16 protein-coding genes are annotated in these 13,418 nt (G+C 63.5%); 11 read left to right on the top strand and 5 right to left on the bottom strand.

The features are described from left to right. Positions 1-170 precede the first annotated feature (170 nt). The 3 genes from ACLLJI_RS18685 to ACLLJI_RS18675 all read left to right on the top strand — a co-directional run bounded on the left by ACLLJI_RS18685 (position 171) and on the right by ACLLJI_RS18675 (position 2,028). Complete coding sequence (locus ACLLJI_RS18685) at positions 171-1,427, top strand: 3-deoxy-7-phosphoheptulonate synthase (protein ID WP_434615479.1); 1,257 nt, start codon at positions 171-173, stop codon at positions 1,425-1,427. 147 nt (positions 1,428-1,574) lie between these two features. Then, positions 1,575-1,811, top strand: a complete 237-nt coding sequence (locus ACLLJI_RS18680) for a helix-turn-helix domain-containing protein (protein WP_434621664.1) — start codon at positions 1,575-1,577, stop codon at positions 1,809-1,811. A 118-nt stretch (positions 1,812-1,929) separates the two neighbouring features. Next, on the top strand, positions 1,930-2,028 hold the full coding sequence (locus tag ACLLJI_RS18675) for a 30S ribosomal protein bS22 (RefSeq protein ID WP_003792170.1): 99 nt from the start codon (positions 1,930-1,932) through the stop codon (positions 2,026-2,028). A 108-nt stretch (positions 2,029-2,136) separates the two neighbouring features. On the opposite strand, the gene ACLLJI_RS18670 is transcribed toward ACLLJI_RS18675, so the two are convergent. Continuing rightward, the gene (locus tag ACLLJI_RS18670) at positions 2,137-2,949 is read right to left on the bottom strand and encodes an HAD family hydrolase (protein WP_434615474.1); all 813 of its coding nucleotides are present in this window, start codon (positions 2,947-2,949) and stop codon (positions 2,137-2,139) included. An 88-nt stretch (positions 2,950-3,037) separates the two neighbouring features. Here ACLLJI_RS18670 and ACLLJI_RS18665 point away from each other — a divergent pair, with 88 nt between their 5' ends. Together ACLLJI_RS18665 and ACLLJI_RS18660 are read left to right on the top strand one after the other, a co-directional pair. Further along, complete coding sequence (locus ACLLJI_RS18665) at positions 3,038-3,337, top strand: glutaredoxin family protein (RefSeq protein WP_283558991.1); 300 nt, start codon at positions 3,038-3,040, stop codon at positions 3,335-3,337. Positions 3,338-3,464: 127 nt separating this feature from the next. Next, positions 3,465-4,172 (top strand): redox-sensing transcriptional repressor Rex, encoded by a 708-nt coding sequence (locus tag ACLLJI_RS18660; RefSeq protein WP_283558990.1) that lies wholly within the window; start codon positions 3,465-3,467, stop codon positions 4,170-4,172. On the opposite strand, the gene ACLLJI_RS18655 is transcribed toward ACLLJI_RS18660, so the two are convergent. The 3 genes from ACLLJI_RS18655 to ACLLJI_RS18645 all read right to left on the bottom strand — a co-directional run bounded on the left by ACLLJI_RS18655 (position 4,162) and on the right by ACLLJI_RS18645 (position 6,454). Continuing rightward, the gene (locus ACLLJI_RS18655; protein WP_434615470.1) at positions 4,162-4,797 is read right to left on the bottom strand and encodes a hypothetical protein; all 636 of its coding nucleotides are present in this window, start codon (positions 4,795-4,797) and stop codon (positions 4,162-4,164) included. The two genes, ACLLJI_RS18660 and ACLLJI_RS18655, sit on opposite strands and share 11 nt — an antisense overlap. Before the next feature lie 134 nt (positions 4,798-4,931). Further along, the gene (locus ACLLJI_RS18650; RefSeq protein ID WP_434615467.1) at positions 4,932-5,657 is read right to left on the bottom strand and encodes a hypothetical protein; all 726 of its coding nucleotides are present in this window, start codon (positions 5,655-5,657) and stop codon (positions 4,932-4,934) included. Between the two features lie 239 nt (positions 5,658-5,896). After that, positions 5,897-6,454 carry a YceI family protein gene (locus ACLLJI_RS18645; protein WP_434615464.1) on the bottom strand — a complete coding sequence of 186 codons (558 nt, stop codon included), beginning with the start codon at positions 6,452-6,454 and terminating at the stop codon, positions 5,897-5,899. A 198-nt stretch (positions 6,455-6,652) separates the two neighbouring features. Here ACLLJI_RS18645 and ACLLJI_RS18640 point away from each other — a divergent pair, with 198 nt between their 5' ends. The 5 genes from ACLLJI_RS18640 (at position 6,653) to ccsB (ending at position 11,744) form a co-directional block, all read left to right on the top strand. Beyond that, positions 6,653-7,315 (top strand): histidine phosphatase family protein, encoded by a 663-nt coding sequence (locus tag ACLLJI_RS18640; RefSeq protein WP_434615461.1) that lies wholly within the window; start codon positions 6,653-6,655, stop codon positions 7,313-7,315. Positions 7,316-7,463: 148 nt separating this feature from the next. After that, positions 7,464-8,054 carry a TlpA family protein disulfide reductase gene (locus tag ACLLJI_RS18635; RefSeq protein WP_434621661.1) on the top strand — a complete coding sequence of 197 codons (591 nt, stop codon included), beginning with the start codon at positions 7,464-7,466 and terminating at the stop codon, positions 8,052-8,054. After that, the gene (locus tag ACLLJI_RS18630; RefSeq protein ID WP_434615458.1) at positions 8,051-8,806 is read left to right on the top strand and encodes a cytochrome c biogenesis CcdA family protein; all 756 of its coding nucleotides are present in this window, start codon (positions 8,051-8,053) and stop codon (positions 8,804-8,806) included. The genes ACLLJI_RS18635 and ACLLJI_RS18630 overlap by 4 nt, the downstream gene beginning before the upstream one ends. Beyond that, complete coding sequence (gene resB / locus ACLLJI_RS18625; RefSeq protein WP_434615455.1) at positions 8,806-10,644, top strand: cytochrome c biogenesis protein ResB; 1,839 nt, start codon at positions 8,806-8,808, stop codon at positions 10,642-10,644. The genes ACLLJI_RS18630 and resB overlap by 1 nt, the downstream gene beginning before the upstream one ends. Continuing rightward, the gene (gene ccsB, locus ACLLJI_RS18620) at positions 10,644-11,744 is read left to right on the top strand and encodes a c-type cytochrome biogenesis protein CcsB (protein ID WP_434615452.1); all 1,101 of its coding nucleotides are present in this window, start codon (positions 10,644-10,646) and stop codon (positions 11,742-11,744) included. Before resB ends, ccsB begins: the two co-directional genes overlap by 1 nt. A 412-nt stretch (positions 11,745-12,156) precedes the next feature. Here ccsB and ACLLJI_RS18615 read toward each other — a convergent pair whose 3' ends face one another. Further along, complete coding sequence (locus ACLLJI_RS18615; RefSeq protein WP_434615449.1) at positions 12,157-12,693, bottom strand: hypothetical protein; 537 nt, start codon at positions 12,691-12,693, stop codon at positions 12,157-12,159. Positions 12,694-12,873: 180 nt separating this feature from the next. On the opposite strand from ACLLJI_RS18615, the gene ACLLJI_RS18610 reads away from it, so the two are divergent. Then, positions 12,874-13,380, top strand: coding sequence for a MarR family winged helix-turn-helix transcriptional regulator (locus ACLLJI_RS18610; protein ID WP_434615446.1), 507 nt, complete (start codon positions 12,874-12,876; stop codon positions 13,378-13,380). Positions 13,381-13,418: the final 38 nt, after the last annotated feature.

The following is a 13,418-nucleotide window of genomic DNA, read 5'->3' as shown; positions in this document are numbered from 1 at the left end:
TGACAAACCGTTGGTATGCGTATTTTCCGTTGGCTCTGGAGGGGCCCGCGTCTGACTGACACGCATCCGACCTTCTTCAGAGCCAACAGGACAGGGATTATTCTCTGTCCTTCGCCATTTCCGGCGGGTTCTGTTCAGGGCCCGCTTCCAGCCAAGGAACAGGACCTCCCATGACCATCGACGCGACATCCACCGGCGTATGTGCCGGCCCCGCCAGCCACGCGGCAGCCGCCTACAGGGCCACTGGCGCGGCATGCGGTGCGGCCACCGGCGCGGCAGGCGCCGGTGGGGGCTCCAGCGCCTACACTGCGGCTGCACGGCCCACCTCGAACCTGCGGGTCAGCCAATTCACCCCGTTGCCGTCCGCTGCCCAACTGACCACCGAGCTCCCGGTGAACGCGCAGCTAAGCGCCGTCGTCGAGCGCGGGCGGGATCAGGTGCGCGCCATCATGGACGGCGTTGATGATCGGCTGCTGGTGATCGTGGGTCCGTGTTCCATCCACGACACCCGTGCCGGACTGGAGTACGCTCGCCGACTGGTCAGCGCGGCCGAGCGGCACAAGGAGAATCTGCTGATCGTCATGCGGGCCTACTTCGAGAAGCCGCGCACCACCGTCGGCTGGAAGGGCCTGATCAACGATCCCGGGCTGGACGGGCGCCACGACGTCCCGACCGGACTGCGGCAGGCGCGTAATTTCCTGCTCCAGGTGGGACGGCTGGGTATGCCGGTGGGGACCGAATTCCTGGAACCGATTAGTCCGCAGTACACCGCCGATCTCATCTCCTGGGGTGCCGTCGGCGCCCGCACCACGGAAAGCCAGATCCACCGGCAGCTGGTCTCCGGCCTCTCCATGCCGGTCGGCTTCAAGAACGGGACCGACGGCGGCCTGCAGGTGGCGCTCGACGCGTGCGCCGCTTCCTGCGTGCCGCAGTCTTTCCTGGGAATCGACGCGGCGGGCCACGCAGCGCTTGTCTCCACCGCGGGCAATCCCGATACCCACATGATCCTTCGCGGCGGCCACCAGGGGCCGAACTACGGGGTGCAGGAGGTCACCGCGGCGTCCACACGACTTGCGGCTGCCGGCCTGAACCCCCGGCTGATTGTCGATGCCAGCCATGCGAACAGCGGCAAGAACCATCACCGCCAGGCCGAGGTCGCACTGGAAATCGGCGCACAGCTGGAAGCCGGCGGGAAATCGGCCGACGCCGTTGCCGGCGTCATGCTGGAAAGTTTCCTGGCCGGCGGGGCACAAACTTTGGATGTCGCCGCGGTCGCCGCCGGGACCGCGTCAACCGCGTCGTTGACCTACGGACAGAGCGTGACCGACGCCTGCATGGAATGGGATGTTACGGCCGCCGTGCTGGACCGTCTGGCGGGCAGCGCACGCACGCGCCGGGCCAAAAACGCGACGCAGGGCGGGCACTGAGTATTAATGCCTGGAGTAGTATTAATGCCTTAGGAACTTTCCCAATGGCCGATTCTACCCCTAGAGTAGCTGGATACGGTTGAACGATGCACCCAGCATCCTGCCACGCCGTCGGAAACAGACGTGAGCGAAGGAATGCGGGGCATCGTGGCGCAGGGGCAGAACTTCTCCGACGTAAAGTTTCTGACCGTGTCGGAAGTGGCCGACGTGATGCGGGTTTCCAAGATGACCGTATACCGTCTGGTGCATTCGGGGGAGCTCCCGGCCGTGCGTTTCGGACACTCGTACCGGGTTCCGGAGTCTGCGGTGGCCGGTTATGTCCAGTCGTCCATTGTGGAGGGCCGCGGCGATGCCGGTGGCTCCGGTTCGGCGGACACCGCTTAGAGGCGGTACCCTGTTAAAGATCCATTTCCGGCTTTGACCGATACCTTGTGATCGGTCGGCCTATTCGTTGACAACTGCCCGCAAGGAAGTTGTCGTTCAACAGTTTGTGAGGACTTTCGTGGGTTCAGTTATTAAGAAGCGTCGCAAGCGTATGGCGAAGAAGAAGCATCGCAAGCTGCTTCGCAAGACCCGTCACCAGCGCCGCAACAAGAAGTAGAGAAACTTCCCGAAGCTTGGAATGCCCGTCACCGTTGTGGTGGCGGGCATTTGTTTTGGGCCGCTACTACGGCGTCCAAGGCGGTACCGCTGGGCGGTGGAGGGGAGGTCAGCGGCGGCGGATGCGGCCAAACCCTTTCCAGCCGCCATAAATGATGCCTGCCCCGGTGGCGGCCCGCAGCCCCCACGTTGCTGCACGGCGGCCGGACCGAAAATCATAAACCGGCCAGTTATTGTCCCGGGCATGGCGGCGCAGCCGGGCATCCGGGTTGATGGCCACCGGATTGCCCACGGCGCTCAGCAGCGGGATGTCGTTGTAGGAGTCGCTGTAGGCCCAGCAGCGTGCTAACGCCAGGTGCTCACGAGCGGCCAGTTCACGCGCCGCCGCGGCTTTGGCCGGGCCGTGCAGGATATCCCCGACAAGCCGTCCGGTGTAATGGCCGTCCTCGATCTCGCACACGGTGCCCAGCGCCCCGCTGAGGCCCAACCTGGAGGCGATCACGCCGGCAACCTCGATCGGCGTGGCGGTCAGCAGCCAGACCTGGCGGCCGCTGCGGAGGTGCTGCTGGGTCAGTGCCAGTGTCCCGGGCCAGATCTTCGACTCGATCATCTCGTCGAAGACCTCCTCACCCATGGTTTGGATAGTCTCGACGGGAATTCCGGCGGCGAGGACCAGGGCGGTGTCACGGACGGAATGGACATCTTCCATCGTCTCCCCGCGCAACACAAACTTTGCCTGCTTCCAGGCGAATCCTGCGGCGTCGCGAAGAGTGAAGGCCTTCTTTTGGTACATCTTGCGGGCAACGTGGAAGAGGCTGGCGCCCTTCATCAAGGTGTTATCGACGTCAAAAAAAGCGGCTTCGCCCTCGTGGTCCGAACTGGCCGGGAGGTCCTCGGCTGTCACTAAGTTCACTTCGGGCATGGCTTGAGTCTAGTCAATCGGAATGGTCTATGCCCGATAGCGCCTCTTGGCGGCGGCCGCGCCGGGCCAGGCGGACTAGATTTGTCGTATGCGTAGTTCCGACGGCCGGCAGCAGGAACCGGCGCCCGCACATCCCGAACTCACTCTGGTGACCAGATCCGGCTGCCATCTATGCGGCGGGGCCAGGATCGTGGTGGACACTGTAGCGGCGGACTTGGGCCTGCGCTGGGAGGAACAATCGATAGACGATGACGAAAGCCTCACCGCGCGCTTCGCGGAGGAAGTTCCCGTGGTTCTGGTCAACGGTGTGCAGCGCGATTTTTGGAAGATCGATCCGGACCGGCTGCGGCGGATTCTCCTCGAGGCAATGGAACCGCCGCCCAAGTGAACGCACGGCCGTCGACTTTGCCGCCCCCGTCCGGAGCCCTACAGTGGAGATAGCCCGACGGCGGCTTTACGCATAGGTTCCGCGCTACGGCAGCATGGTGCAGTCGAAGAAATCTGGAGCAACGTTCGTGCCCTCATCTCACATTTCCCCGGAACAGCCGGCAGAACTGCCGGCTGTCGCGCGCCAGCTGCCGCCCGCAACCGTGGCACGGCTGACGATTTATCTACGTGCCCTCACCGCGATGCTGGCCGGTGGGGCCGAGCGTGTTTCCTCCGAGGCGCTGGCGGACGCGGCCGGCGTGAGTTCTTCCAATGTCCGCAAGGACCTGTCGTATCTCGGTTCATACGGAACCCGCGGAGTCGGTTACGAAGCCCAGCATCTGAGCGGCGAAATCGCAGCCGCACTCGGACTGACACACGACTGGCGCGTGGCGATAGTCGGCGCCGGCAACCTGGGCCGGGCCCTCGCACGCTATGCGGGCTTTGAATCCCGGGGCTTCGACGTCGTGGCGCTCTTCGATGCGGATCAGCTGATGGTTGGCAATGAGGTGGGCTGGCTCCGGGTCAGTGATGTTAAGGACCTGGAGGTTGTCCTGGCGCGTACCAGGGCGAATATGGTGGTGCTCGCACTGCCGGGTACGGTGGCCCAGCAGATGTGTGACCGGGTGATCGCGGCCGGTGTCCACAGCATCCTGAGTTTTGCGCCGGTGGTCCTCCAAGTGCCGGCCTTCGTCAACCTCCGCAAGGTGGATATGGCCACCGAGCTGCAGATCCTCGCCTACCATGCCCAACGCGCCCAGGAGCCGGGCCTGCGCGAGGGCCGTCCTAGCGCCTGAAGTAGTCCGTGGCTGGGCCCCGGAACAGCAGAACCATGGCGACAATGCCGAGGAGCATCTGGGCCGCTGTGATCAGGTCCGGCTGGAGCAGCGACAAAAGGGACAATGCCGCCAAAACGGCTCCGGTGATGCGGGCCCAGTTGCGGCCCTTGCGGATCTGGAACGCGATCAGGACATAGATTCCCACCGCCGCCGTGCTGAGCACCACAGCGGTAATGAGCAGTGGCTGCAGCAGGCTGGCGTCCTTCAGCCCGGCGTCCAGGAGCATCTGCCCTGCGGTGGATTGTCCACCCGGAGTGACCATGGCGATGGCCCCCAGGACCACCAGCATGGCTTCGATCACGCCGGCGCCCAGAATCAGCCGGAAGGCGATCTCCACCTGACGCGGCGGCGTCTGCCGCGCGGCTCGCTTTTCCCCGGTGCGCTTAACCGTGGTTCCTTCGTCTGGCCCGCTGGAACGGCCGGACCGCGGCGACTTAGCGGGCGCCGGGTCGGTTGCGGGCCGCTGGTATCCCGGCGGAGCATACTGCCCGTAGCGTGGAACACCTGGGGATATCTCACCATAGTGGCCGAGTCCGGGCGTTGCCTTCGGCCCGGTCCGGGGCTCTTCGTCCGGGGCGCTCATGAGGGTCCAATCGGTCGGTTGCGGATGAGGCTTTTGCCGCGGACCGGGTGTTAAAGAGGTGAACCGCGGCGGGTTCTTCAACCCTACCGCGGTCCCCTCAAGGCGCTAACCCCGCCCTTGCTGAATACCAGGAACTACTGCAGATACCCCTGCGGCCGGCGCGCCTTGAAGTATGCCTGGGCCGGGGGCAGCAGCAGGAGGATGCCGCCGATGACGATGGCGACGGAGCTCAGCAGATTAATCAGGCTCACGGCACTGGCGAACATCCCGATGAGCGAGAAGAGTCCCCCGATGATGTTCAGAGCAGCCAGTATGATCAGTACGACGCGGGCCCAGCCAACACCTTCCTTCATGAGGAGGGCTAACCAGATGAAAACTGCGGTAAAGATAATCGCAAAGACGAAACCGATCACGGCGAAGCCCACGACAAATGCGCCGGATCGGCTCCCGACAAGGATCAGACTGACCAGACTTGCCAGCAGGTTGAGAAGGGCACCGGCGACGAAGAGAAGGTACGCGTTCTTTACTTCCCGGGGAACGGCGGTAAGGTCGCGGAGTCTTTCCGGAAAGTGGCTGAAATTTGCCGCCGGTGACTTGGGCCGCTGAAGGTATCCGCCCTGCTGCCCGGCCGCGCGTTGCTGATATGCCGGAGGTGGCTGCTGGTAGCCGGGTTGCTGGTAGCCGGGTTGCTGGTAGCCGGGTTGCTGGTAGCCGGGTTGCTGGTAGCCGGGGGGAGCCTGCTGCTCGTAACCCGAACCCGATTCGGGTGCGGCGTCGGAAGCCGGTCGGGAGTCCCGTCCAGCCGCCGGTGGCTGCCCGCCGGAATGCTCCGGGTCAGGGCTCTCGTATGGTGTGCTCATGCTCACACCATAGCCCCGGCCCCATACTTTGCATAGGGACGCTGAAGCGGCCGCGTCGTGCTAACCGCACCGTGTCAATCGGCTTAACCGGCGACAATAAGCGCAATTCAGCCGGCCCTATAAGCGCAATATATACCGCGACCTAGGGTCGACGGGCGGCGCGCCCCGGGAACCGGAGCCCGGGGCGCGTCGGCCGTTGCCCTGCACAGGAGGCTGCGGATGGCGGCCCCGCTGCTGAATTACGCCTTGACGAAGGCTACTTCGAGGGTGATCGTGACCTTGTCGCCCACGAGTACGCCGCCGGCTTCCAGCGCGGCATTCCATGTCAGGCCGAAGTCCTTGCGGCTGATGACAGTTTTGCCGGAGAAACCAGCGCGCGTGGCGCCGAACGGATCAACGGCCACACCGTTGAACTCCGTTTCGAAGGTCACCGGCTTGGTGATGCCGCGGATGGTGAGGTCCCCGGCCAGCTCGTAGTCCTCGCCGGTGCCGGTGATCGAACCGGAGACGAAGGTCAGCTCGGGGAAATTCTCCACATCGAAGAAATCGGCGCCGCGGACATGCCCGTCGCGGTTGGGGTCTCCAGAGTCGAAGCTGGCGGCCTGGACGGTCGCGGTAACCGAGGATGACTCCGCGGTCTGGCCTACCGTCGCGGTCGCGGCGATGTCAGTGAACCTTCCGCGGACCTTGCTGATGCCCGCGTGCCGGACGGTGAAACCGACCTCGCTGTGCGCGCCGTCGAGGTTCCAGATGCCCTGGTCGAGTCCGGTTGAGGTGAGATGCGTTGAAGTGGACATGCGTTCTCCTTGATCAGCTGTCACGTTCAAGATGCGACAAAGTTGTGTTCAGGAAGGCTGTCTGCCCTCCATCGAAAGGTATAAGGATGCAAACGCATCTATTATTCCGAGTCCGGGAAACCTTTTTCCAGCGTGCCGGCGGTTCCTGGGAATCTCCTGATTTAGTGATTGCCCGCCTCCTTTGAGAAACTTAGTAACATGCCCCGAGTCACTGTCCATTTATTGCGCCATGGTGAGGTATTTAACCCCGAAGGCGTCCTCTATGGCAGGCTGCCGGAATTTCATCTTTCCGAACGCGGCCGTGCCATGGCCGCGTTGGTCGCCGATCACCTGCGGCAGAAGGCGGACGACGGCGCCAAGCTGGTTCATCTGGTTGCCTCGCCTTTGACGCGGGCGCAGGAAACCGCTCAACCCTCTGCCGCCGCACTGGGGCTCGATATCCGCACGGATGTGCGGATCATTGAGGCGGAGAACCATTTCGAAGGCCGCAAGGTGTCCCGGCATGAGATCCTTAGACCCAGGAACTGGCCATATTTCTGGAATCCGCTGCGGCCTTCCTGGGGCGAGCCATATAAGCAGCAGGCCGCCCGAGTGATGGAAGCGGTGCACGATGTCCGCCGTCGGGCCCTCGAACTGGGCGGCGACGAAGCGGAGGCGGTGATGGTCAGCCACCAACTGCCCATCTGGGTCACACGGCTTACGGCGGAAAACAAGCCGCTGTGGCACGACCCCCGGCGGCGTGAATGCACGCTGGCCTCGTTGACCAGTTTGGTTTTTGACGGGGAAGTCATCGCGAACGTCAGGTACAGCGAACCGGCTGCGTCGCTGCTGCCCGGCGCGGCAACGACCCCGGGAGCTTGAGAAAGTGTCCCGGAGTGAGAGAGAATTGTCTTTTCGACGTCCTGTAGAAAACTCGAATCGCGGCGAAGAGACTTGAATCGCCCTGTAGATAACTCAACTATGGAAATTTCACTCCAGTTCAGATGTGGATAAACCCGTGAGCCCTCCCATGAGCCGCCGATCCCTGCTGGCCGCCTCCGGCGCGGCTCTGGCTCTTGTCCTATCCGCCTGTACGGCCCAGGACCCGCTGGCGCAGCAGGCCAACGCTGGGGACAACAAAAACTACATTGCCGGGGACGGTTCCGTCACGGAGTTTGCCGCGGCGGAGCGGAAACCCGCAGTCAGTTTCTCCGGCAAGCTTTTCGACGGCACGGCGGTGTCATCGGACAGCTTTGCCGGCAAGGTCACCGTGCTGAACTTTTGGTACGCCGCCTGTGCCCCCTGTCGGGCGGAAGCCCCGGATCTGGAGAGCCTTTACCGGTCGCTCGGGCCGCAAGGTGCGGGCTTCTACGGGGTCAATATCCGCGATGAGGCAGCCACGGCCGATGCGTTCAACCGGAACTTCTCACTGAGCTACCCGAGCTTCAATGACCGCGACGGCGGGGTACTGCTGGCCTTGACCGGATTCGTCCCGCCGGCAGCCGTGCCCACCACGCTCGTGCTGGACAAAAAGGGAAGGGTCTCGTCCCGGATTCTCGGCCTCGCGGACAAGAGCACGCTGAAAACCCTGATTAGCGCAGCGCTGGCTGAGAGCCCGTGAATAACCCCTTTGCCGAAACGGTACTGAGCGGTTCGATGCTGCTCGCCATGCCGGTAGCGCTGCTGGCCGGTCTGGTCTCCTTCTTGTCCCCGTGCGTGCTCCCGCTGGTCCCCGGCTACCTCGGATATGTTACCGGGCTGACCGGCGTTGACCTCCAGAAGCAGCGGCGCGGGCGGATGTTTGCCGGCATCGGGCTTTTTGTGCTCGGTTTTTCCGCCGTCTTTATGCTGATCGGCGCCGTCTTCGGGCAGCTGGGCGCGTGGCTCAAGGGCCCTGACGCGGCGTGGGTGACGCAGCTGTTGGGCGTGCTCGTGATCGTGCTGGGCGTGATTTTCCTTGGCGGCATGAGCTGGTTTCAGCGGGAGGCGAAAATCCACCGCAAAACGCCGGCAGGTCTGTGGGGAGCACCCGTCCTCGGGATCACCTTCGGGCTGGGCTGGGCGCCCTGTACGGGGCCGACCCTCGGCGCGGTGCAGGCTCTTGCATTTTCCGACGGCTCCAGCGCGGTCAGAGGCGCCGTGCTGACGTTCGTCTACTGCATCGGACTGGGCCTGCCGTTCCTGCTGATCGCACTCGGATTGCGGCGGGGCCTGGGCGCGCTTGCCTACTTCCGGGCGCACCGCAGAATCCTGCAGTGGTTCGGCGGCGGGATGTTGATTGTCCTGGGGCTGCTGATGGCAGCCGGCCTGTGGGGAACGTGGATTAACGAGCTGCAGTTCTGGTTTGCCAACGAAGTGAGATTGCCGATCTGATGAACGACTCCGATCCGTTGAAGGACGCCAATTCCTTGAAAGACGCAGATTCCTTGAAAGCGACAGCGCACAAGAGACAGAATCCCGCGACCGGCGCAGCCCCGGACGGCGCAGCCCCGGACGACGCAGCCCCGACCAGAACAGCCCCCGGCGCTGCCCCGGACAATGCTGCCCCGGACAATGCTGCCGTGGTCCCGCCGCAGCTGGGCTTCTTCGGAACCCTGCGCTGGGCGTGGCGGCAGCTGACCAGCATGCGAACGGCGCTTTTCCTGTTGCTGCTGCTCGCCGTGGGCGCGGTTCCCGGCTCGCTCTTCCCGCAGCGTCCGGCAGACCCGGCTGTGGTGACGAAGTACCTGCAGGACCATCCGGATACGGGGCCGGTGCTGGACTGGTTCAAACTCTTTGACGTCTATTCCTCACCCTGGTTCTCCGCCATCTACATTCTGCTGTTCATTTCGCTGATCGGCTGCGTCGTGCCGCGGGCCATCGCGCATTACAAGGCCATGCGGTCGCAGCCGCCGCGGACGCCCCACCGGTTGTCCCGACTCCCCGAGTACGGCACCCTGGAGATTCCGGCGGCCCGCGGCATCCCGGCCGGTGAGGCCATCCGGGATGCCGCTGCGGCGTTGAAGTCCCGCGGCTATCGGCTGGAAATACGCGATGCCGACGGCGATCGGCCGTCAGTAGGAGCGGAGCGCGGCTTCACCAAGGAGGTGGGCAACCTGCTCTTCCATACCGCGCTGATCGGTGTGCTGGTATCCGTCGCGCTCGGGGGACTCTTCGGCTACAGCGGGCAGCGCGTCCTGGTCGAAGGAGACACCTTCGTCAACACGCTGGTCGGCTATGACACATTCACCCCGGGCAGCAATTTCGACGCCGCGCAGTTGGAGCCATATTCCATTCAACTGGATAAATTCGAGGTTAAGTTTGACCGCGAATCGAAGTCCCATTACGGCCAGCCGTTGGATTTCAAGGCAACGCTGACCACTAAGTCCTCGCCGTCGTCGTCCGCTCAACAGCAGGCCCTCAAGGTCAATTCGCCGGTCAACCTTGGCGGCACCAGCATCTATCTGGTCGGCAACGGCTACGCGCCCGTCGTGACCGTGAAGGACGGCGACGGCAAGGTGGCGTTCCAGGGGCCGGTGGTTTCCGTTCCCAGCGACGGCGCGTACACCTCGCTGCTGGTCATCAAGGCACCGGATGCCAAGCCCAGCCAACTCGGATTTGTGGGGTTCTTCCTGCCCACCGCCCTCATCAACGACAAGGGTGTGGCGGTCGCCTCCGATCCGGACCCGTTCAACCCACAGCTGAACCTCAACTCGTACTTCGGGGACCTGGGACTCGACGCCGGGCAGCCAAAGAACGTCTTCACGCTGGACACGTCCAAGCTCACGCAGCTCAACGGCCGGGACTTGAAAGCCGGCGGCATTGTGCTGAGCCCGGGGGCTTCCTATACGCTGCCGGAGGGTAAGGGGAGCGTCAGCTTCGATGGCATCAAGCGGTACGTTGCTTTGGACATCCACCACAACCCGGGACAGGGTTGGGCGCTGATTTTCGGCGTCACCGCCTTGCTGGGGCTGGTGGGATCACTGTTCCTGAACCGCAGGCGGGTGTGGATCCGCACCGGAAACCATGCCGACGGGCGCACGATGGTGGAGTACGGGCTGCTGGCCAGGGGCGAAGACCACCGGCTGGCCGCGGAGGCAACCGCCATCCGGGCCCTGCTGGAGAAACGCTGGTTGGCACCCGGTGCTGAACAGGCGGAAGATAGCAACGGGGCGCAATCATCAACAGGCCGGACCAGTACCGGTTCTGCGACGGTAAGTAAGGACCAGTAATGCCACAAATCAACGAAACTTTCGCCCTGTACAGCGAGCGGTTCATGCTGCTGGCGGCCATTGCTTATGCCATCGCCTTCATCGCTTTTGCCTGGGATCTGGTGCAGAACAGCAAGACCACGAAGGCTGTGCTGGCGCAGAGCGAGCACGCGGCCGCGGCGAAGTCCAGGACCCGCGTCGGCGTTATGGCCGGATCCGTGGTCGCCGGATCCAACGGATCTTTGGACAGTGAGATCGAGGGGCCCGAGGGTCGCGTCCAGCGGCCGACCTTCCATGCGGACGCCTCCGCCCGGGACACTGGCATCACGGCAGATGACTCGATGCGCTACGGGTCCGAACGCCGGGTGCCGGCACGAGTGGCCGTCGCCCTGACCCTGATCGCCGCTGTGATCCACGGGGCGGGTGTTCTCTCCCGAGGTCTTGCCGCCGGCCGGGTTCCCTGGGGCAATATGTACGAGTTCTGCACTACCGGCGGCTTCGTTGTCGCCGCCGTGTTCCTGATCGTCCTGACCCGACGCGATCTGCGGTTCCTGGGCACCTTCGTGATCGGTCTGGTGCTCGTGATGCTGACGGCGGCCTCGGTGGCGTTCTGGACGCCGGCCGGACATCTGGTACCGGCACTGCAGAGCTACTGGCTGGTCATTCACGTCTCCATCGCGGTCATGTCCTCCGCGCTGTTCACCCTGACATTCGCGATGTCCGTCCTGCAGCTGGTGCAGTCCCGACGCGAGGGTGCACTCGAGCAGGGCCGGCCGGACAGAGCCCCGTTCATGCGGCTGGTACCCTCGGCACTGAGCCTGGAAAACATGGCGTACCGGATCAATGCCATCGCCTTTGTGGGGTGGACCTTGACGCTGATGTTCGGCTCCATCTGGGCCGAGGCAGCCTGGGGTCGGTTCTGGGGCTGGGACACCAAGGAAGTCTGGACGTTCGTCATCTGGGTGGTTTACGCAGGATACCTGCACGCCCGGGCCACCCGCGGCTGGACCGGAACCCGCGCAGCATGGCTGTCCATCGTGGGGTATCTCTGCGTGGTCTTCAACTTCACCATCGTCAACGTCTACTTCGCCGGACTGCACTCCTACGCAGGAGTCGGATAAGCACCCAGGTGTTCTCCGCCGGACGAAAACCGGATTCCGGCGTAAGGGTCAATAAGGGTCCGGGTGCCGAGTCAGCTCATCTGGCTGGCGGTCGGCTCCGAGGTCGCTAAACGTGAAGGCATCATCCCGCCCGGCCCGCCGGCGTCACCGTCCGGACGCCCAACGTGGCGGAGCAGGGCAGCAAACGCGCCCTGCTCCGTGCGTACATGGAGACTACTTTGGGAGACGGGGCGCTTTGTCCCGAAACCCCGCCGGAACGAATCGCCGGAAGATCACCCGGTAGCGTTCGTTATCGACGAGCCTCCGTATTCCCTGGCGAAATCGGTGCGGACTTACGACGGGATGGCCGGCGACGGACAGCCACCTAAGCAACATTGTGACAACTTAGGATCATCGGTTGCCCGGTATTCGGCTAACGCGCAAGACCTTTAATCACATTCTTCGGCCGCTGCATTTCACCGTGCTTCGCACCTAGAACAATGACCCAACCAGCGAAAACCGGAATGGCCCACTGCAGAATCTTCAACTGCTTCTGAGCAGATTTCAGCTCACTTGACGCGCCGGCTTTGGGCTCCGTGGCGCCTTCAGCGCCTTCAGCGGCAAGCTCGTCAACCTTCTTCCCCACCAGTCCGGCGTACAAGGTTACTGCCGCACCGGTCAGGGTGACTACAGTTTTATAAACGGAAAGGCGGGTAACGCCGTGCTGCTTGGCAAAGCGGTCCTTGTTTTCCCAGGTCACAGCGAGACCGGCAACAATATGGGCGGCAAATGCCGCTGTCTGTACAGGGGCCCACTTCTTCCACCCCAAGCTGGACAGATGTGTGCGCTCGGTTGGATCTTTTGCTTCCGCGGCTGCCCCGTTGAGGCCGATGGCTCCCATGAGGGAACCTCCAAACCAGGCCGCTGCAGTCAGGTCGTGCACGGATCGGGCGATAAGATTTCCGGCCATGATGTTCTTCTTCCGTGATTAAGTGGAGATGGCGAGGTTGATCATCAATCGGGCTCCGACCAAAAAACGAGTCCAAGTATGCAGTTCTGCCTTCTGACCCAAGTTATGGCTCTCACCTTGCCCTCGAGCCTAACCTGAATTTATCTAACCTAGCTAGCTTTTAGGCGATAATATTGACCCATGACCGCCGAAGAGAACAGCAAGGCGCCGAACAGTTACTGGTACGCCGGTGCCTCGGCCGGCTCGGCTGTGGAGGTGCTCCAGGCCTTGCGCCGCTTCCATGCTGCCGACGCTGGCATGCGGCGGCGACTCAAGGCCGACATGGACATGAATGAAACCGACCTAAGTGCCCTTCGGCACCTGATCGCGGCCGAACCCAGCGGACACGCGATCGGCCCGACGGATTTGACCCGCAAACTTGGAATTTCGTCGGCAGCGACTGCGAAGCTGCTGGGGCGAATGGCCCGGACCGGGCACGTCCGGCGCGAACCTAACCCGCTCGACCGTCGGGCGCAACTGCTGTATGCCACAACGAAGGCACACCACGAAGTACACAAATCTCTGGGTTCCATGCACGAGCGGATGTTCGTGGTTGCTGCTGGTCTGCCGGCCGATCAGCAGCAAGCTGTCATCCGCTTCCTGGATCTGTTGAGCGCCGCCGTCGACGCTCCCGGTGGCAGTGCCTAATGAACGGCCTCTCGGCACGCCAACCGGCGGCGACTCCG

The sequence above is a fragment of the Arthrobacter sp. A5 genome, from assembly GCF_051131705.1.
GTDB lineage: Bacteria > Actinomycetota > Actinomycetes > Actinomycetales > Micrococcaceae > Arthrobacter_M.
This window is presented reverse-complemented; position numbering and strand designations above follow the sequence as displayed.

Bases quoted from the DNA above. Each gene is read 5' to 3' on its own strand.
- ACLLJI_RS18650 (WP_434615467.1), bottom strand. From the start codon at position 5,657: ATGAGCACACCATACGAGAGCCCTGACCCGGAGCATTCCGGCGGGCAG.
- ACLLJI_RS18665 (WP_283558991.1), top strand. From the start codon at position 3,038: ATGCGTAGTTCCGACGGCCGGCAGCAGGAACCGGCGCCCGCACATCCC.
- ACLLJI_RS18635 (WP_434621661.1), top strand. From the start codon at position 7,464: ATGAGCCGCCGATCCCTGCTGGCCGCCTCCGGCGCGGCTCTGGCTCTT.
- ACLLJI_RS18640 (WP_434615461.1), top strand. From the start codon at position 6,653: ATGCCCCGAGTCACTGTCCATTTATTGCGCCATGGTGAGGTATTTAAC.
- ACLLJI_RS18655 (WP_434615470.1), bottom strand. From the start codon at position 4,797: ATGAGCGCCCCGGACGAAGAGCCCCGGACCGGGCCGAAGGCAACGCCC.
- resB (WP_434615455.1), top strand. From the start codon at position 8,806: ATGAACGACTCCGATCCGTTGAAGGACGCCAATTCCTTGAAAGACGCA.
- ACLLJI_RS18610 (WP_434615446.1), top strand. From the start codon at position 12,874: ATGACCGCCGAAGAGAACAGCAAGGCGCCGAACAGTTACTGGTACGCC.
- ACLLJI_RS18615 (WP_434615449.1), bottom strand. From the start codon at position 12,693: ATGGCCGGAAATCTTATCGCCCGATCCGTGCACGACCTGACTGCAGCG.
- ACLLJI_RS18670 (WP_434615474.1), bottom strand. From the start codon at position 2,949: ATGCCCGAAGTGAACTTAGTGACAGCCGAGGACCTCCCGGCCAGTTCG.
- ccsB (WP_434615452.1), top strand. From the start codon at position 10,644: ATGCCACAAATCAACGAAACTTTCGCCCTGTACAGCGAGCGGTTCATG.
- ACLLJI_RS18645 (WP_434615464.1), bottom strand. From the start codon at position 6,454: ATGTCCACTTCAACGCATCTCACCTCAACCGGACTCGACCAGGGCATC.
- ACLLJI_RS18685 (WP_434615479.1), top strand. From the start codon at position 171: ATGACCATCGACGCGACATCCACCGGCGTATGTGCCGGCCCCGCCAGC.